The organism is Rubripirellula reticaptiva (assembly GCF_007860175.1).
In the GTDB taxonomy this organism is placed as follows: Bacteria; Planctomycetota; Planctomycetia; order Pirellulales; family Pirellulaceae; genus Rubripirellula; species Rubripirellula reticaptiva.
Genome location: NZ_SJPX01000005.1, coordinates 147817 through 167403 on the forward strand (window position 1 = coordinate 147817; position 19587 = coordinate 167403).

Annotated in this window: 12 protein-coding genes; 2 read left to right on the forward strand and 10 right to left on the reverse strand. The window is 56.2% G+C overall.

The features are described from left to right. Nucleotides 1-167 precede the first annotated feature (167 nt). A complete protein-coding gene (locus tag Poly59_RS21715) occupies nucleotides 168-2627 on the reverse strand; it encodes a hypothetical protein (protein WP_146536224.1) in 2460 nt (819 codons plus the stop codon). 383 nt (nucleotides 2628-3010) lie between these two features. Between Poly59_RS21715 and topA the strand changes: the two genes are divergently transcribed. Continuing rightward, a complete protein-coding gene (gene topA / locus Poly59_RS21720) occupies nucleotides 3011-5731 on the forward strand; it encodes a type I DNA topoisomerase (protein WP_146536225.1) in 2721 nt (906 codons plus the stop codon). A gap of 138 nt (nucleotides 5732-5869) precedes the next feature. Continuing rightward, nucleotides 5870-6049, forward strand: a complete 180-nt coding sequence (locus tag Poly59_RS21725; protein WP_146536226.1) for a DUF6800 family protein — start codon at nucleotides 5870-5872, stop codon at nucleotides 6047-6049. Nucleotides 6050-6141: 92 nt separating this feature from the next. Here Poly59_RS21725 and Poly59_RS21730 read toward each other — a convergent pair whose 3' ends face one another. From Poly59_RS21730 to secD, 9 genes are all read right to left on the reverse strand, one after another. Then, nucleotides 6142-6426 (reverse strand): acylphosphatase, encoded by a 285-nt coding sequence (locus Poly59_RS21730; protein WP_146536227.1) that lies wholly within the window; start codon nucleotides 6424-6426, stop codon nucleotides 6142-6144. Nucleotides 6427-6467: 41 nt separating this feature from the next. Beyond that, a complete protein-coding gene (locus tag Poly59_RS21735) occupies nucleotides 6468-8228 on the reverse strand; it encodes a SpoIIE family protein phosphatase (RefSeq protein ID WP_146536228.1) in 1761 nt (586 codons plus the stop codon). Between the two features lie 125 nt (nucleotides 8229-8353). Further along, nucleotides 8354-9106 carry an RluA family pseudouridine synthase gene (locus Poly59_RS21740; protein WP_146536229.1) on the reverse strand — a complete coding sequence of 251 codons (753 nt, stop codon included), beginning with the start codon at nucleotides 9104-9106 and terminating at the stop codon, nucleotides 8354-8356. Nucleotides 9107-9178: 72 nt separating this feature from the next. Next, nucleotides 9179-10954 carry a SulP family inorganic anion transporter gene (locus Poly59_RS21745; RefSeq protein WP_146536230.1) on the reverse strand — a complete coding sequence of 592 codons (1776 nt, stop codon included), beginning with the start codon at nucleotides 10952-10954 and terminating at the stop codon, nucleotides 9179-9181. Between the two features lie 258 nt (nucleotides 10955-11212). Beyond that, entirely contained in the window at nucleotides 11213-12484 is a 1272-nt protein-coding gene (locus tag Poly59_RS21750; protein WP_146536231.1) for a (Fe-S)-binding protein, read from the reverse strand. Between the two features lie 2 nt (nucleotides 12485-12486). After that, entirely contained in the window at nucleotides 12487-13539 is a 1053-nt protein-coding gene (locus tag Poly59_RS21755) for an FAD-binding protein (RefSeq protein ID WP_146536232.1), read from the reverse strand. Continuing rightward, entirely contained in the window at nucleotides 13532-14989 is a 1458-nt protein-coding gene (locus Poly59_RS21760; protein ID WP_246151845.1) for an FAD-binding oxidoreductase, read from the reverse strand. Before Poly59_RS21760 ends, Poly59_RS21755 begins: the two co-directional genes overlap by 8 nt. Nucleotides 14990-15095: 106 nt before the next feature. Further along, entirely contained in the window at nucleotides 15096-16073 is a 978-nt protein-coding gene (locus Poly59_RS21765) for a 2-hydroxyacid dehydrogenase (protein WP_146536233.1), read from the reverse strand. Between the two features lie 193 nt (nucleotides 16074-16266). Continuing rightward, the gene (secD, locus tag Poly59_RS21770) at nucleotides 16267-19518 is read right to left on the reverse strand and encodes a protein translocase subunit SecD (protein WP_146536234.1); all 3252 of its coding nucleotides are present in this window, start codon (nucleotides 19516-19518) and stop codon (nucleotides 16267-16269) included. Nucleotides 19519-19587 lie beyond the last annotated feature (69 nt).

Here is a 19587-nt window from a genome sequence, read left to right on the forward strand (position 1 = left end):
ACAAGCCCCGCACATCGCACTCTCGCTCTGGGAGAGTCGGACGCTATAGCGGCCGGAGAGGGTCTCGCAAAAGCCGCTGCCGCTGCCAAGTCCGCCCCTCCCGCAAGCGGAAGGGTAAATTTGGCGCGACGAAAGTCGAAGGTATTTCCGAAAAAGTCCTTAAGGCCTTACTCGTCTTCAGGCTTGATTTCTTCGAAACCCATTTCCTTGTCCATCGACTCGTAGTAACCGCGACGGATGTCGGTAATGTCGCTGGCGACCATTCGCGCCATCATACGATTGACGGGCTGTTTGAATTGGGCACGCAGTTCGTCGGTCGACGGTTCAAATTTTGTCGGTTCGACGACGTAGACGACTCGTTCGGGTTGGTTGACCGCAGTCGCAACTTTCCCTTCGTCCGTCGTGAACACCGCACTCATGAATTTGTCCCCAACCGAGTCCAGTTCGGGAACGTTACCAATCGTCGCACCTTGGAATCCGAACGAGTCCATCCAAGTGAACGGGCCGAGGTCTTGGCGGAAGTTATCCTTCTTGTCGTCGGGAACCAAGTCGGCAAGCGGCGCGCCGGCTTCCGCCTTCTTGGCTAGTTCAGCAGCCGCAGCTTTGGCCAACTTTCGGGCCTCTTCCATCCGAATTGCCATCACCACTTCGTCACGAACTTCGTCGAGCGATGGCGTGTAGGCTTCGGTTTCTTCGACTTTCCAAGTCACATAAATTTTACCCGATTGGTCGTCGGCGGTACGAACGGGCGAGAACAACGGCTGCTTGGCCAATTGTGTTTGGCCGTTGTCAAAGCCGAACATCATGACGGCGAAGCTTGGGCCACGGCGACCGAACTGGGTGCCGACTTCGAATGAGTTCGAGATCGGCTCGTCGCTGATGGTGAGTTCGTCGTGAGGTCCAATCGATTCGAGTTTCAGTCCCAACTCACCAGCAAGCTTGGCTAGGTCTGGACGAACTGGTGGCTCGGCTTCCTTGCCAGAAGCAAGGTAGCTTTGGTAGATGCCTTGGCGGCTGAAGTAGGTTCGCATAGCCGAGGTTGCGGCCGTGACCGCTTTGTCCATTCGCTCGCGAGCCTTCGGCGCGGCCAAGTCGTTGGCGATATCGTCGCGAACGTCTTCAAACGTTTGAACCTTCGGTTCTTCCTTTTTAGGTTCTTCCTCTTCCTTGGGCTCGTCTTTTTTAGGTTCTTCTTTTTTAGGCTCGGGCTTCTTTTCTTCGGCTGGCTCTTCCTCCGCAGCTTCCGGCTTGGCTTCCTTCGCCTCAGCCTTTTCTTCTGCTGGCTCTTCGTCTGCCTTCATCTCTTCTTTTTCATCAGCCGTCTTGTCGGCTTCCGCATCCGCAGCAGCTTCGCCTTTTCCTTCAGCTTCGTCGTCTTGGAAAGCGACCAAGCGAACGGCGCTGGTTCGAGTGACGCTGGACGATTTCTTATCGTCGGCTGCTTCGGCCGCATCTTCGACGGACTCTTCAACCGCTTCCTTTACTTCTTCTTTCGCGTCGTCAGCCTTTGCATCCGCCTTCTTCTCTGCCTTGACTTCTGCTGCTGGCTCTTCCTTCTTTTCTTCTTCCTTGGCTTCTTCTACCACCGCGTCTTCCACCATCGCTTCTTCTTCAGCGACTTCTTCTTCGGTTGCTACTTCGGCTTCCGCTTCTTCAACAGTGGCTTTTTCTTCAACAGCCGCTTCTTCGGGCAACTGGAAGTCGCCGCCCTTCAAACGGCGCTCGTATTCAGCGCGGATGGCTGCTTCGTCTAGCTTGGCGACTTCTTCGTCCAAGTAGGTTTGATAGTTACCGACCAAGTATTCGAACTTGGCGTTGTATCGTTTGTGGAAACCGGGTTCAGCCGACTGATCGCTTGGATCACGGTCCTTACCGTCTTCGAAGACTTCACGAATCCGCGATGCGGCCGGTTCGGCGTCGGTTTTGTCGATGTAGTCGTTGACCAGAACGCCGTACGTGTTGACGACTGCATTTTGGTTCAGCTTCAAGAAGTTTCGCCACTGTTCGTCCGGCGTCAGCAACGGCCCTTGGGTACCAAATAGGCCCGAATTGCCGCGACGCAAGTAAACGTCGGCCAGCAAATGGCTGCGTAGTTGTTCGTACAGGTGAGGCGGTCCCATGCGGTTGCTGGTCGATTTCATCAATCGAGCAGTGATTTCGCTGGGGCTGATCAAGCCATCGGTGAATCGTTCCAACCAAACTTGCAATGCGTTGTCGTCAAGTTCGAAACCGGCTTTGCGAGCCCGATCGGCGAACATGAACGTGCGAATCGTGCCTTCATTGTTGGGGTTTTCGTTGATCCCGAGCGATCGAATTTGCTTTGCTTGGGCGTCATACTGGAATCCCGACGTGCGAGGCACACCACCACGAGCGATCGTTTCGTTGGCCAATTCGCCAAGAAAATTGACCGTGGCAGCGTGATTTTGAGTGAAATACCCGACACGCGTCTGCGTCAGCTCCGTGCCCGCGTATTTTGCGACGACCACATCGCCGGCCGCGCCAGCTTGTTTTTGCAAGTAAGTTTGCAAAATGGGCAGAACGACGAACGAGACCAATGCGAGCAAGGTCGCGAAGATCATGAACGGTTTAAGGTTCTGACGAAACAGTTCAAAAGGACTGGTGCTCATGTGAAACGAACTTTCGGCCGCGGGTGGTCTGGCGGGATCGGGTCAGGAGGAATACGGTTGCGACGATCACGAAGGGAATTCGGCGTGTCGGCTTGACAACGGCGCCTCAGCGTTCAACTCTCTTTGCAGACGAGAAGATTTTTCGAAACTGTGACATCGTCGCGAACCGGAAAGGGTATCGCCGGCGGTTTTGAAGGGTCAAGCCGAGATTCAACGGTTTCTGTCATTGAAGCGGCCAACCAGGACACGTGTTGGCCGTAAAACTGTCAGGAAGTGTCCAGGCCTCCTCGGGGCCGACAAAGAAGATTGACGAAGAAAACAAGCCACCGGGTCAAATCCCGGGGCATTCATAACCATTTCATCCCAACCATTGATGTGTTTGCATGGCCAAGAGCACGGGCAAGACGTTAGTGATCGTCGAATCGCCGGCGAAAGCACGAACGATCGGAAAATTCCTAGGCCCAAATTATGTGGTCGAGGCCAGTATCGGGCACGTCCGCGACTTGCCAGCGGGCAAAAAGGAAGTGCCGGAGAAGTACAAAGGTGAATCCTGGGCGTACTTGGGCGTCAACACGGACGACAACTTTGACCCGCTGTACATCGTTCCCGACGAAAAGAAAAAACAGGTCAAGAAGCTAAAAGACGCACTCAAAGGCGTCGACGAACTCTATCTGGCGACGGACGAAGACCGCGAGGGTGAAGCGATTAGCTGGCACCTTCAAGAGCTGTTAAAGCCGAAGGTGCCTGTCCACCGCTTGGTTTTCCACGAAATCACCAAAGAAGCGATCGCCAACGCACTCTCAGCGACTCGCAAGATCGACGATTCGCTGGTCAAAGCTCAAGAAACTCGCCGGATTCTGGACCGCTTGTACGGATTCGACATGTCGAACCTGTTGTGGCGAAAAATCGGCAAAGGCACCAGCGCCGGTCGTGTCCAATCGGTGGCCGTTCGATTGATCGTCGACCGCGAACGTGACCGAATCGCGTTTGTGGATTCGACCTACTGGGATTTGGACGCTGTCTTTTTGACGGACAAGAAAGAAACGCTGCAGGCGACACTTTCGACCGTCGATGGACGCCGGATCCCGCGGGGAACGGATTTTGACTCGACGACCGGTAAACTGAAGAACGCCGATCTGTTGCAGATGGACGAGAAAGAGGCCAATGCGCTAGCCGAAAAACTTCGCAAGGCGGACTTCAAGGTCACCAAGGTCGAAGTCAAACCGTTCACTCAGCGACCGCTGCCACCGTTCACGACCAGCACGATGCAGCAGGAAGCCGGCCGAAAGCTCGGATTCACCGCAAAACGTGCGATGAGTGCGGCTCAGCGGCTGTATGAAAACGGTTACATCACCTACATGCGTACCGACAGCACGACGCTTTCGAAAGAAGCCATCACGGCGGCACGAGATCTGGTCCGCAGCGAGTACGGCCCCGACTTTTTGCACCCCGACGTCCGAGTTTACAAAGGCAAGGTCAAGAACGCCCAAGAGGCTCACGAAGCGATTCGGCCCGCCGGTACGCCGTTCCGCGTCCCGGAAACCGTCCGCGGCGAGTTGGATTCGGACCAGTTCCGATTGTTCGATCTGATTTGGAAACGCACGATCGCTTGCCAAATGGCCGATGCGAAAAAGCAACGAATCAGCGTCACCATCGAAGGCGGCGGCGCGACCTTTACGGCCAGCGGAACCAGCATTCTGTTCGAAGGTTTCTTGCGTGCCTACGTCGAAGGCAGCGACAACCCGGACCAAGAACTGGCCAACAAAGAGAAACTGCTGCCGAATGTCAGCGAATCGGATCCGCTGAACCCCGACGCGCTCGATCCCAAGGGACACACCACTCAGCCGCCGGCCCGTTACACCGAAGCCTCCCTGACGCAGACTTTGGAAGAAAAAGGCATCGGCCGGCCGTCAACATTCGCGTCGATCATCGGCACGATCACCGACGAGCGACGGAACTATATCGTCAAAAAGGGATCGGCATTGGTTCCAACGTGGCGTGCGTTCAGCGTGACGCGGCTGATGGAACAGCACTTTGGGACGCTGGTCGATTACGAATTTACGGCCCAGCTTGAGGACTTCCTGGACTCGATCAGCCGCGACGAGGCCGACCGCGATGACTATTTGCGCAAGTTCTACTTCGGTGACGATTCGACGGACAAGCACAACGTCGGGCTAAAGAATCGGCTGGTCGAAAAGCTGGACCAGATCGACGCCAAAGAATCGGCGATGTTTTCGATGGGGACTCCGACCGAAGGCGAACATCGCGAAGAGGTCTTCGTTCGTGTCGGAAAGTTTGGCCCGTACTTGGAACAGGGCGAACGAACAGCGTCGATCCCGGACGGCTTGCCGCCGGACGAAATGGACTTGGCCAAAGGCCTGGAATTGCTCGAGGCTGGCCAAGTCGAAGAGGACCCGATCGGGATCCACCCTGAAACCAACAAGCCGATTTACTTGAAAGTCGGTCGGTTTGGCCCGTACATCCAATTGGGTGCCCCCGACGATGAAGAGAAACGCAACCAGGGCCTGTTGCAGGGCATGGAAGTCGGTGACTTGACGCTGGAACTGGCTTGCAAGCTGCTGACGCTGCCGCGAACGCTCGGGGACCACCCTGAATCGAAGCAGCCGATCCAGGCGTTCGATGGCCGTTATGGGCCGTACATCAAGTGCGAAAAAGATACTCGTTCGCTGCCAGCGGGAATGTCGCCGCTTGAAGTCACGTTCGAGGAAGCGATGGCGCTGTTGGCACAGCCCAAAACGCGCGGCCGAGGGACACCGAAGGAACCGCTGAAGCTGTACGAAAAGCCGTCGCCAATCACCGAAAAGGAAGTCAAAATCCTGGAAGGTCGCTTCGGACCGTACGTCACCGACGGCGAAACGAACGCCAGCCTGCGAAAGGGAATGGACCCGAAAGAAATGACTTTCGACGCCGCCCTGGACCTGCTGGCCGAACGAGCCGCCAAAGGACCAACCAAGAAGAAAAAGAAAAAAGCGACGAAGAAAAAGGCCGCCAAGAAGGCTGCACCTAAGAAAAAGGCCGCAAAAAAGAAAACTGCTACAAAAAAAGCAGCCAAAAAGAAGGGCGTGGCCAAGAAGAAGCCCTAGCCGTCGGGCCGCATCGCGGAGCCCAGCAGAGTCCGCCGAAGCGAAGGCTCGGCGGAAGGCCCAAAACACCCTCTTTCGTATTTCCTTTGGTGTCACTACACTTCGGCACCCTAACAACCCACTCGGAGAATCTGATCCATGCCGTCCGGAATCGAACGTGTTCGCGAAATTCGTCGTCGACGCACCCGCAAGAAAAAAGTTGCGAAGCTGTTGGCTCGCGCCCAAGCCGGAACGATGGAAAAGTCGGAAGTTGCTCGCAAGCTACGCCGAATGACCACCGGTGCAGAAATCATCATCGCTCGCGAAGGCTTGGCGTAAGTCGAGTTCGAGCCGGTTGTTAGAAAGCAAAGGCCGAAACTCTCGACGAGTTTCGCTACGGAGCGTCTTGCAGTGCTGGAATCGCTGCTTCGCTAGCGGCGGATCATGATTCCACCGACTGACTTACCCAGTGGTTCTCGGTCATCGACGCTGACTCCGTCAATCTTGCCTGACATCGCCGATTTGATTCGGCGGATCAGCTCTTTTAAGTCTGCGGGCGACCCTTCGGCGTCCAGTGTGACACTGCCATCCGGTTCGTTTTGAACGAAACCGTGAACGGCTAGATTCACCGACTGCTCGACCACCGTCATCCGGAAACCGACTCCCTGGACGTGTCCGGTGAACTGGACGTGCACGCGTTTAGGCTTTATCGACATTTGGATCTGACGTCCGAGGGATCAGAGGTCACGGGACAGCGCTAAAGAAGGTCTTCGGTGACCGTATCGCTGATGTCTTTGGCTGGCCGCGGCACTGCTGGGTTCAACCGCTCGATCACGACCATGCACATGTCGTCGAACGGCGGAGCGTCACCGATGTGTTTCAAAACCGCTTCGACGATGCTGTCCTTGATCGCATCGGCATCACCAGGTGCGGCCGTCAGTCCCCGCAACCGATCGATCCCGAACTCTTCGTCCTGCTTGTCCATCGCTTCGTTGATCCCGTCGGTGTACAGCACCGCCAAATCGCCGACTTCGAACTTGAACCGCACCACCTCGTACTCCATGCCGTCGTCGATAGCGATCGGCAAACCCGATTCCTCTTCGCTGGGCTCACAGATCGATCCGTCGGACTTTTTGCGAACCAGCGGAGCCATGTGGCCGGCGTTCACGATCGAGACATATTCGTCGGTTGGGTCGACCACGATGACCAAGAACGTAATGAATCGCTCGACATGCAGCCGACTCATGTGGTCGTTCAGCCGCTCAATCGCGCTTCCCACGTCGGGATCGCTTGCCAAGCAAAAACGCGTCTCGGCCGACAACTTCGCCATGAACATCGCCGCCGCGACTCCGTGACCCACGACGTCCGCAACGACGATCGCCACGCGTCCATCGGTCAGGTGGATGTAGTCAAAGTAGTCGCCGCCGATGTGGTTGGCAGCTTTGTAGAAACTGCGAACGCGAAATCCTGTCGCGTCGGGCGGCGATTGCGGCAAGAACGCCTGCTGGACTTCGGTGGCTAGCTTCAAATCCTGCTCCGTTTCCTTTTGCTGCAGCGCCTGTTCGTGCATGCGGGCGTTGTTGATCACGATTCCAGCTTGTGCGGCGACACCGGCCAGCAAATCAGTGTCCTCTTCGCGGAACTGGCCACGTCCTTGGGTCGAATCGATCTGTAGGGCTCCGTAGGCTTTCCCATCGGCGTCAAGCAGCGGAGCACAGATCATCGACTTGATCGAGAAGTCGGCGATCGATTGGCTGCTGTCAAAGCGACTGTCTTCGGATGCATCAAGCGACAGAATTGCTTCACCCGAATTCATGACTTCACGCAAGATCGTGCGGCTGATTCGGACGGTTTCGGTTTCGTCCTGTAGTGCACGCGTCTTGACCCAACGCGGCACAAGATTGCCCGCGGCATCCTGCATGACGATAAAGCCACGGTCAGCCGCAGGAAAAATACTGAACAGACTGCTGAGCACCTTCGGCAATACTTCATCGACCGCCAACGCACCGGTCAGGTTTCGGTTGATCTGCATCAACGCCTCGAGCTTTGCCTCGGGCGTTGCGACCATCTTCAGCCCCTCGGCAGAGCTGCGGAATTCGATTTTTGCACCGAACGCAGTTCCCGAGTCTTCGCCGTTGCCATTGGTTTCGGTCTCATCGACCATCATGATGCCGAAGTTCGATCCGTCGAACGTCATTTCGTTGCCGGCACGCGCAAACTCGGGGATCACTTCGCCCTGAAATTCGAACTCGACGTCACTGACTCGGATCCGGTCGCCCTGAGCCAAAAGCTCAGGCTCGGTCAGCAATTGCCCGTTCAAAAACGTCCCATTTCGACTGCCCGAGTCTTCGACGAAGAACTGATCGCCTTCCTTGAAGACCTTTGCGTGATAACGGCTGACGGCGCCGGCTTCGACCACAATGCTGCACTCGGGGTGACGCCCAAGCGTGGTTTCCCGATCGACCAATTCGAATCGCGTGGATTCGCCGCTGCTGTTGTTGGTAACCAAAAAAGCCATCGATAATCCCTGGTGCATTCAGACGTAACTGGCGTCATTGTAGATGCGAGGCGCGCACTCCACAACGAACCACCGACCGCGATCGAATCCCCTAATCGATCTCGCACGGCTAACGGCCCGAGCGACTATTCGTCGATCTCGAAGCTTCGTTTGACGCGTTTCCACAAAGTCTCGGGCTTCCCCAGGATTCCCGCCCACGGGTCCCACGAATCGGGAACTGGCGAGACGAACTCCATCGTGTTTTTTAAAGTCGGATGATCGACCTTCAAACGCCAACTATGCAGCGCAATGCCCGGCGCGAATCCGCGACGTCCGCCATACTTGACGTCGCCCAGAACCGGAAATCCTCGATCGGCAAACTGGACTCGGATCTGGTGCTTGCGACCACTGATCAACTGAATCGCCATCACCGTGGCTTGCTCGGTTCGCCCCAGCACGATGTACCGCAACGCGGCTTCTTGAGTATCCCGACCATCCGGCACGACTCGCATTCGCTTGGCCGGTTCATCCTTGCGAACGTGATCGACAAGAAATCCCTGGTCACCTTCGATTTCGTTATCGACGCCAAACAAGCCCTCAACAATTGCCAGATAGATTTTGCCAGCACCACCGCCTGACTTGTCCGCAAATTGCGGCGTCAGTCGCGACGCCGACTTGCTCGTTCGCGCCAGCACCAATGTGCCCGTCGTCATCAAATCCAAGCGGCTGACGACGCCGATGAAGACCTTGCCAGGCTTCTGGTACTTGATGCGAACGTAATCGCAAGCCATCTCGTGTACCGTCGGCATCCCCGGCTCGGCACCCATTGTCGCGATGCCCGCGGGCTTGTTGACGACCAGCAAGTGGTTGTCTTCGAACAGTACAGAAAGGTTGCTCATCGTGATCCGAGTGTTGGCACTGATTTAGTCTACGAAAATCCCCGTAGACATCCCCGTAAACATCCCAGCATCTTACGCTAAACGGTCCGAGGCGATGTGGTACTGCGGATCTTCGGAAACGTTAATCTCAACCAAATCGCCTGCGTTATCCAGCAATTCGCGACACTCGGCGCTAAGGTGAGTCAGGTGCAGGCGTTTGCCTGCGGCCTGGTACTTTTCGGCAAGCCCGTTGATCGCTTCCAGTCCAGATTGGTCGTAGACGCGGGTGTAGTAAAAGTCGATCACGACGTCGTCGGGATCGTTGGCGACGTCGAACATTTCTTTGAACGATGTCACCGAAGCAAAGAACAGCGGCCCGTGCAGTTGATAAATCTTGCTGCCAAATTCGTTCAGTTTGGAATCGGCACCAATGTGAGTCGCGTGCTGCCAAGCGAATACAAGAGCCGACACGATCACACCCAAGATCACGGCGGTGGCCAAGTCGTGCATGAAAACCGTATAGCCGGCGACCAAAACCATCACCAACATGTCGCTGGTTGGCATCCGGCGGAACATCTTCAGCGACGCCCACTCGAATGTGCCGATCACAACCATGAACATCACGCCAACCAAAGCCGCCATCGGGATCTGTTCAATCCACGGCGCCAAAAACAAGACAAACAACAACAGGCAAATCGATGCGGTGACACCCGACAAGCGTCCGCGTCCACCCGAGTTCACGTTGATCAGCGACTGGCCAATCATCGCACATCCGCCCATGCCCCCGAACAAGCCGCAAGTCATGTTTGCAACGCCCTGGCCAATGCACTCACGATTGCCCTGACCACGCGTTTCAGTGATCTCGTCGATCAACGTCAATGTCATCAACGACTCGATCAAACCGACGCCGCACAGCACGACTGCGAATGGCAGAATGATTCGCAATGTTTCGAAATTCATCGGCACCATGTCGAAGTCCAGAAAGAACAACCGCGGCAGCCCGCCGCTGATGCCAGACTCTTCGCCATCGGTCGATGCGATCGCCGCAGCCACCCTGTCGGACGCCGCTTTGATCTCGGGTGTTGATTCGATCGAGCTCGCTGCACCTGCGCTGACAAGGCTGGCGTTTAACGCCAATGCATCATCATCGTTTTCATTTTCGTTAGTCAGAACTGCCAAGTCAGCTCGAGCATCCGCGATTGACTTGGCCTTGGTGTTGGTTCGCAGCATGTCGCCAACAGTTGCCAACATATTGGGTTGGCCCGGTTCGACACCGCGATTGACGGCGATCGAAATCATCGTGATCGTCAAAATCGCAGCAAGTGACGCAGGAATGGCCTTCGTCAGTTTTGGCAACCACGCGATGATCGCCATTGTCAGTGCAACCAGAGCCAACATCAGTCCCAAACGAGTGCCGGACAGGAACACCAAATTGCCATCGTCGGACAGCGTTTTGAAACTGCCAAGCTGGGCCAATCCAATCACGATCGCTAGACCGTTGACGAAACCTAACATGACCGAGTGAGGAACCATGCGGATCAGTTTGCCGAGCCGGCCAATGCCGATCGCAATCTGAAACAATCCACAAAGAATTACCGTCGGGAACAGGTACTCAACGCCATACGTCGCAACCAGTGAAACGACCACTACGGCCATCGCACCAGTGGCACCGGAAATCATGCCAGGCCGACCGCCAACCACAGCAGTGATCAGCCCCAGAAAAAACGCCGAGTACAGTCCAATCAGAGGAGAAACGCCGGCAACAAACGCGAACGCGATCGCTTCGGGGACGAGAGCCAGGGCGACAGTTACGCCTGACAGCACGTCGTTCTTGATGGAACCAGATTGTTGGCGAAAAAAGTTGAGCATCGGGCTAGGGGGCAAAAGGAAGTTCGACAAAGATTGTGCCGAACTCTAACACACCCACAAAAAAGCGATAGTTCAACGCATTTTGCGAGGCGATCGCCCCCATTAACAAGCCCCGGACACAACGATCGGCCCCGCAAAAAATCGACAACCTGCTGCTTTCTCGCCAGTCAAATTAGGGCCGGTTCCCACCGGCCAACCCGTTGATTCGAGCGGCCGGCGGGAATCAGCCCTACCCGAAAACAAAGCTGACTCGGACCACTAACGCCCGTCTGATCTGCCATACGCGTCGCTGAGCACTTGCATGGTGTGCTTGACCTGGATTTTCGAACCTGCTTGTTTCAAGTGGACCGACAACTGGGTCATGCAGCCGATATTGCCAGTTGCAACGACTGCGGCGTCTGTGGCAATCACGCTGGCCGCTTTCTGTTGTCCCAGCGACGCGGCCACTTCGGGCTGGTCGATGTTGTAAGTTCCTGCCGACCCGCAGCACAAATGTCCGTCGGCGATTTCGACCAACTGCAAACCGGGAACCATCCTCAACAATTGACGCGGCTCGCTACGAACCCCCTGCGCATTGGCCAAGTGACATGCATCGTGGTAGGCGACGCGAATCGGCTGGTTCGTATCCGCAACGGGCACCAAGTCACCTAACTCGGCCAAGTACTTCGACACGTCAACGACGCGATCGCGAAACGAACTCGCGCGATCGTGATCTGATGTCCCCTTCAAGATCACCGGGTACTCGTGCATTCCGCTGCCACAACCGGCAGCATTGGTCACGATCGCATCAACATCGTCTGGAAATGCAGCCAAGTTTTGGCGGGCAAAATTCTGCGCCGCCGCATGGTTTCCGACATGCCACGAAAGCGCACCGCAGCAAGTTTGTTTCTTCGGCACGACGACTTCGACACCGTTACGAGTCAACACGTCAATCGTCGCTGTGTTGATGTCGGGATCCAAGACGCTTTGCGCACACCCGATCAACAAGGCTACTCGCCCACGCCGAGTCCCAACCGCAGGATTCACGGATGCCCATGCTTGTTTGGGCGGCAACCGAACGGGCAGCAAGTCCAACATCACGCGCAGCGAATTCGGCAACACACTGGCAAACGGCTTGACCAGCTTCCCCGACATCGCGGCAATTCGAAAACGCCCAGGATACGGAAGCGTCAACTGAGCCACCGTGCGACGGAAACGGTCGCCCCACGTTCGCGATCGCTTAGGCTCAATCAACGCACGAAAGGGACTGATCAATTCGCGGTACGACACGCCCGACGGACAAGCCGGCTCGCAAGCCAAACAACCCAAACACGAATCGAGATGCGGCGTCGCCTCGTCGATCGACAACGTGCCCTCCAAGACTTCTTTCATCAAGACGATACGGCCACGCGGCGATGCAGCTTCTTGGCCGATTTCCTGATACGTCGGACAAGCCGCCAAACAGAACCCGCAGTGAACGCAGGTGCTGACCGCCGAAATCATGTCCGGTCCGCACGCACCATGTTGGTCAGGATTGATTTTGTGAAGCATTGTTATTCGCCGAATCGGTTCAGAGGATCCATGGCCGCTTTGATATTCCGCGATAACTGCGACTGATAGATTTTGCCGATGATCGCTTGATTCCAGTCGCCTCGAACGACCAGCCCGGTCAATGCAAGTTTTGTCAGACGCTCACTCAAAAACGCGATGTCGTCGGTGGCAACCCAGACGATGTTGTCTGCGGCGCTGGCATGATGATCGAAATCGCAAAGCGACTGCGACGATGCCGGCACTTTTACAACGTGCGAACGGTCACCGGCGAACGTGAGCTCCGTCACGCTCTGCCAAAACGAATCACTCGAATCTAACTCGCGAACATCATCGCCCCAGCGCCCCGAGACCTGCGCTGCGATCGCTTGATTGACTTGCGGCGGCCCAGCAAGTCGCAAGTAAAGATTGAATTCATTCCTCCGCGAATCGATCGCGTCGAACTCCCACTGGCTGGCGGCCGCTTCGCTGATTCGCCGATTCAAATTGTCGCTTGACTGGCAATTCACCACCAACGTCAGCGTCGACGCGGGCTTGGGAAAGACCTTGAACGTCAACTCGGTCATCACGCCAAGCCGACCGAGGCTGCCGACCATCAACTTCGGAATGTCAAATCCGGCTGCGTTCTTAACGACCTTGCCGCCGCTGCGGATCATCTTGCCATCGCCCGAAACAAACGAGCAACCAATGATGAAGTCACGCAGCCCGCCAAACCGAAACCGCCCTGCCCCCGACAACCCAGCCGCCACCGTGCCACCGATAGTCGCGCCAGCCTGAACCAACATCGGGTCAAACGGCAAGTACTGATTGCGACCGGCAAGCACCGCGTTGATCTCGTCAATCCGCGTTCCAGCTAGTGCCGTAAACGTGAACTCCGACGGCTCGTACTCGATCACGCCCGACATCGCCGACAACGAAACGCGAGTCGTGTCACCGTCACGAGTCATCGTTGACATCGCAGGCTTGGTCATATTTCCGCACGGCGTGATTTGTTGGTGCCCACGAATCGCGTCCACCAATTCGGCTTCATTTGCCGGTCTTAGAATCGAATCATTCACGTTGGATCACCCCCGCCTTTTCGAGCGGATGTAGCCCAGCCATCCCCAGCGACGGTGCTTCGGGGCCGGGAAACATTTTGCCGGGATTCGAAATCAACTTTGGATCAAACGCTCGCCGCAGTCGATCGAACATCTCAACGGTGTTGGCGTCATACATTTTCGCCAAGAAGTCTCGCTTCTCCATTCCCACGCCGTGTTCGCCGGTGATCGATCCCCCCATTGAAATGCACAGTTGCGACAAATCCGCTGCGACCGCTTCGGCGCGATGCAACATCCCGTCGATGTTGCCGTCGAACATGATCAGCGGGTGCAAGTTTCCATCGCCAGCATGAAAAACGTTGGCGATTCGAATGCCACTGTCGACCGACAGTTTCTCGATCGCCACAAGCGCCTCGCCCAACCGATTACGCGGGACCACGCCGTCTTGCACCAGAAAATCAGGACTCAACCGACCGACTGCCGAAAAGACACTCTTGCGTCCTTTCCAAATCCCCATCCGCTGCTCGTGATCCTTGGCGATCATTTGCACGACTGGCGAAGTGGCCGTGATGACACGCTGAAGCAGCTCGCGTTCGAAAGCGATTCGTTCTTTAGGGCCTTCCAGTTCGACGATCAGAACCGCTGCGGCGCCGGTTGGATAGTTACACTTCACCGCCGCTTCGGCGGCCTCGATCGACACTGCGTCCATGATCTCGATCGCGCCTGGCAACAAACCCGATTCAATCACTGCCGAGACTGCGTCGCCGGCCGCACGCAGCGAATCGTATCCGATCAAAACCGTGTGGAACATTTCGGGCTTGGGCAACAGCCGCAACGTGATCTCAAGTGCGATCCCGAACAGCCCCTCGCTGCCACAGAACAGCCCCGTATAGTCCGGCCCAATCGACTCGGTACTTGCGCCGCCCATCGTCACGACTTCGCCAGCCGCCGTGACCACCTTCATGCCCAAAACATGGTTCGACGTCATCCCGTATTTCAAGCAATGGGCACCGCCGGCATTGAATGCGACGTTGCCGCCGATCGTGCACACCGTTTGGCTGGACGGATCGGGGGCAAAGTACAGCCCGTACGGATCAGCGGCCTGTGATACTTTCAAGTTGATCACGCCGGGCTCGACCACTGCCGTCCGCGCATCCGGGTTCAAGTCCAGAATCCGGTTCATTCGGTTCAGCGCGATCACGATCCCATCGGCGACCGGCAGCGAGCCGCCCGACAGACTGGTCCCCGAACCGCGTGCCACAAACGGAACGTCGTTTTCGAAACACCACCGAACTGCCGCAACAATCTCGTCAGCCGTTTCAGGGATGACCACCGCCAACGGCTTAGCACGAAACGCAGCCAGTCCATCCGATTCGAACGCCGACCGAGACGCCGCATCGCAAACGAAACGATCAGCGGGAAACAGTTTCCCCAAATCCATCACTCGGTCATCTGCTCTGGTGATCGTCACATCCAACCTATGGTTCTTTCAATGCGGAATGGTAGCGAAACAACCGCACTGTAACTGATCCGAGGGGGCGACTGGTGGCCGACCACAGCAATCCGCGAATCGCTAATCAGCCAATCGATTCCGGGTTAACCAGATTGGGCGGCACTTCGCCTCGGCAGGCTGCCAAGCAGTTCTCGGCGGCCATGTTGCCCATTTTCGTCCGTGTGCCGATCGTGGCGCTGCCAAGGTGCGGCGCGATGACGGCGTTGGGCATCTGGTACAGATCCGGATGAAGTTCCGGTTCGCGTTCGTAAACGTCCAAACCGGCGGACGCAATCGTCCCGTCTTGAAGTGCCGCGACCAAAGCAGCCTCGTCAATGATCGGGCCACGTGCGGTGTTGACGATCGTGGCAATCGGCTTCATCAAAGACAACTCGCGAGCACCAATCAAGTGCTTCGTCTCGTCGTTGAGCGCTACGTGGACAGACACATAATCCGATTGTCGCAGCACTTCGTCCATTTCTGCGTAGACAACACCCAGACTCGATTCTTGCTCGGGCGACAGACGCGTTCGGTTCCAGTAGACGATCTTCATGTCGAAACCGCGTGCCCGGCGAGCAACCGCTTGCGCAATCCGACCGAACCCGATCAAACCTAGCGTGCTGCCGCTGACATCGTTGCCAAGGAACTGCAACGGTCCCCAACCATGCCAATTCCCGGCTCGCACAAATTGGTCGCCCTCGACCACCCGTCGCGCCGCAGAAAGCAACAACGCGAACGCCATGTCGGCAGTCGTGTCAGTCAATACGCCTGGCGTGTTGGTGACCAAGATCTTGCGATCCGTGGCAGCGTCGACATCAATGTTGTTGAACCCGACAGCAAAGTTGGCCACGACCTTTAAATTCGAATTTGCGGCCAGGATTTCGTCGTCGATCAGATCGGTCAGCAAACACAGCAAACCGTCGACATCCTGAACACCAGCAATGATCTCGGCCTTGGTCAAAACCCGATCATCGGGATTGAAGGTCAGATCCGATTGCTGGCGAAGAATCGCCATCGATTCGGGTGGAAGCTCGCGAGTGAGAAAGATTTTCGGTCGCGTCATCTTCTTGAATCCGCCCAAATTACTCGGCATTTACAAGCAAAAATTCACTCTTCCGCTCGCGTGAGGGTCGGACGCTGCAGCGGTCGGCGAGGGCCGCGTGCAAAACCCTCTCCGGCCGCTGCAGCGCCCGACTCTCCCAGCGTCCGACTCTCCCAGTGGGAGAGTGACGTTCCGAACTTACGTCCGTACGTGATTAAGCAGCCAACGCTTTCTTTTCGCTTCGCTCAACCAACCACAACAAGATCGGGCTGGCCACGAAAACGGAACTGTAAGTACCGACGATCACACCGACGACTAACGAGAACGCGAACGCGTGAATCCCGTCACCACCGAACCAGTACAACAGAATGACCACGATGAACGTGGTCAACGAAGTCAGCAACGTTCGGCTGAGCGTTTGATTGATCGACGTGTTGATCATATCGCTGGTCAGTCGAGGTGCCTTGCCCTTCGTTTCACGAATCCGGTCAAACACCACGATCGTATCGTTGAGCGAGTAACCGATGATCGTCAAGATCGCAGCGACAACGGTCAGACTGATTTTGAACGGGTCAATCAGCAAGAAACCGAGTGCATCCGCCAACCAATAGCTGATGGCGATCGCACCGAGCGTGATCAGCACGTCGTGCAGCAACGCAACCACAGCAGCGAATCCGTAGATCACTCGTTGGAATCGGAACCAGATGTATCCGATGATGCAAAGCAAGCTGGCGAACAGAGCACCCAATGCTCGACCGATCATGTCACCGGCGACTCGAGCACCCACGCTGCTGCTGCTGATCCAAACCGGATCGGCGTCCAGTGTGGACTTGAATGTTTCAAGAACCTTGTCAGCGTCAGCCGCGTTGATCGGCATGTCAACTTGCCATTTCTGGAACGTCAACGACGAATCGGCTGACCACTCGTCGCTGCCTTCGCCAATCGGAATGAGTTCGATTGACCGCTCGGCCAACGAAACGCCGGCCGTTTTGGCTGCCGCAATCAGCGACTCTTTCAACGTCGAACCGTTCAGCAGTCCGCCATTGGTTTCGCCTTCGACACCCAACTCGATGATCGCACTGCTGTTGTAAACCGTTTCATCAGCGGCTGCGTCCGCAGGTGCAGCGACATCGGTTTCAGCTTCGTCTTGTGCACGAGCGACCGCGAACATGACGCCGTTGTCGTCGGAAGCTTTGAAGAAGCTGTTCTCATTGCCGGCAGGCTTTACCGTACCGGTCTTCGCAGCACCGGGGCTGATCGAAACGCTGTAGGTGACCAGCTTGACGCCTTCGGCCGCCTTGAACGCTTTCGCGACAGCCGCCTTCAACTCTTCGACCGTTTCGAATGACGAGTCGACTTTGTAGACCGTTCGATCGGCGACACCTTCCATCGTCACACCGTTGACGGTGTAGGGCACGTCTTCGGAACCCTTATCGGTGACCTTCACCATTTCAGGCTTCACGATATTACGAACTTCATCCGTCTTTGTTGGTGTGTCCAATCGGAACTGGACCGACGAACCACCAGCAAAGTCGATGTCGAAAATACTCTCGCCACGAGCGAACAGTGACGCCAGCCCGATGCAAACGAGGATTGCCGAGCAAGCCAGTGCGAAGCGGCCCTTGCCCATGAAATCGATCCCGGCTTCACCCGACAACGACGATTTAAGCGAGTTCACGCCGTCCGACATACTCAGCGACAGGAAGCCACGGCGTTCGGCAAGGTCGAACAGGGTTCGAGAAACGTAAATCGCAGTGAACATCGAGAACACGATGCCCAAGATCAGAGTCACAGCAAAACCGCGAATTTGATCCGTACCAATCGCATACAACACGATCGCGGTGATCAACGTCGTCAAGTTAGCATCGACAATCGTGACAGTCGCCTTGGCGAAACCATTTCGAATTGCCATCCGAGCGGCAGCGCCCTTTTTCAGTTCTTCGCGGATCCGTTCAAAAATCAGCACGTTCGCGTCAACCGACATACCGACCGTCAAAACCAAACCGGCTAAACCAGGCAGGGTCAACGGTTGGTTGATCAACACCATCGTTGCCAAGATCATTCCCAAGTTCATGACCAACGCGATGCATGCGACCACGCCTGCAAAACGGTAATAAACCAGGATGAAGATCAAAACCAGAATCAGCGATGCCGAAATCGCCCAGACGCCCTTAGTGATCGTGTCCTTACCAAGCGTTGCGTCGATTTGATTTTCAGCAATCGGTTTCTTTGTCAGTGCGGCAGGCAACTGCCCCGCCTTCAAGATCTGAACCAGCGATTCGACTTCTTGGCGAGTGAACTTGCCCGTGATGCGACCTTCCTTGCGGATCGGCGACTGGATGCTTGGTGCCGACAACAAGTTATCATCCAGCACGATGCCCAAACGGCGAGTCCGTTGACCGATCGGTGCGTTGTTGGTTGTCAACACGAAGAATCGGTTGGATCCCGAATCGGTCAGATTGAACGCGACGGCAGGCGAACCCTTTTCGTCAAAGGTACTGGCCGCAAACGCTAGGTCTTCGCCAGTGATGTCGATCAAAGGATCAATAATCATCAGCGCTTCGATGCCCGACATGCCTTGCTGGTCAATGAACGCAGCGATCGCTGCCGCACCGTTCTCACCACGCAATTGGGCTGGCAAATTCAGAATGTCGCCCGTGTCAGGGTTCCGCAAAATCGCGTCGCCTACGTCAACTCGCAGCGGTCCAAGCTTGCCGTCTTGCTTTTCGCGATCGACGTTCGCCCAGATGCCGACGACCGAGTTGTCGAGTCCAGGATCGCGAACGACTTCTTCCAATCGAGCGGCGCGCTCTTTTGACGCCGCCTGCTCCATTGCCAGATTGATTTGTGGTTGGTGGTCGGATTGATTGGCAAGGATCGCGAAACGCAAAATACCGGCTTCTTCGACCAATCCCTTGATACGGTCAACTTCACGCTGATCGACTTCGGGAACAATGATTTCGATTTGCGATTCACCGTAGGGGCGGATCACGATTTCTTGAGTGCCCGACGGGTTGATTCGGCGTGTCAGTGGCTCGACCAAGTCTTCCGACGTAATCTGCTGAATGTCATCGTCGCCGCCCGCATTCAACTTATTCGGGTCCATTTCGTAGACAAGGATCGTGCCCCCGCGAAGGTCAACGCCCAAACCTGGACGCGACCGCGCCAGCACGACTCCGCTGGCGATGATTGCCAACAGAATCCAGCCGAAACGAGTGCCGTAGGACGGCATCTTGATCGACTTGGCCAGATAGTTGCCAATCACAAATGGTAAGATCAGAACCGCCAAAGCGATCGCGACGGCACCGTACTGCTCCCACGAAATGCCCTGCTCGGCAGCGCTGGTGGCGGCTTTGCTTGCCGCCGACGCTGCCAAATCCTGAGCAGCCGAAGCAGCCGTAGCTGGATCCGTTTGGGCCAAGTTAAAAAAGTTGAGGGCCGAGTCGGCAGAGACCAGATTGGTCATGAAAGAGCAGTCCATCGTTTTCTTGTATCGGGATCGGTGGGGGGAGGGCTCGTCGTGTCCTTCGCGGCG

Bases quoted from the DNA above. Each gene is read 5' to 3' on its own strand.
- Poly59_RS21715 (WP_146536224.1), bottom strand. From the start codon at position 2,627: ATGAGCACCAGTCCTTTTGAACTGTTTCGTCAGAACCTTAAACCGTTC.
- topA (WP_146536225.1), top strand. From the start codon at position 3,011: ATGGCCAAGAGCACGGGCAAGACGTTAGTGATCGTCGAATCGCCGGCG.
- Poly59_RS21725 (WP_146536226.1), top strand. From the start codon at position 5,870: ATGCCGTCCGGAATCGAACGTGTTCGCGAAATTCGTCGTCGACGCACC.
- Poly59_RS21730 (WP_146536227.1), bottom strand. From the start codon at position 6,426: ATGTCGATAAAGCCTAAACGCGTGCACGTCCAGTTCACCGGACACGTC.
- Poly59_RS21735 (WP_146536228.1), bottom strand. From the start codon at position 8,228: ATGGCTTTTTTGGTTACCAACAACAGCAGCGGCGAATCCACGCGATTC.
- Poly59_RS21740 (WP_146536229.1), bottom strand. From the start codon at position 9,106: ATGAGCAACCTTTCTGTACTGTTCGAAGACAACCACTTGCTGGTCGTC.
- Poly59_RS21745 (WP_146536230.1), bottom strand. From the start codon at position 10,954: ATGCTCAACTTTTTTCGCCAACAATCTGGTTCCATCAAGAACGACGTG.
- Poly59_RS21750 (WP_146536231.1), bottom strand. From the start codon at position 12,484: ATGCTTCACAAAATCAATCCTGACCAACATGGTGCGTGCGGACCGGAC.
- Poly59_RS21765 (WP_146536233.1), bottom strand. From the start codon at position 16,073: ATGACGCGACCGAAAATCTTTCTCACTCGCGAGCTTCCACCCGAATCG.
- secD (WP_146536234.1), bottom strand. From the start codon at position 19,518: ATGACCAATCTGGTCTCTGCCGACTCGGCCCTCAACTTTTTTAACTTG.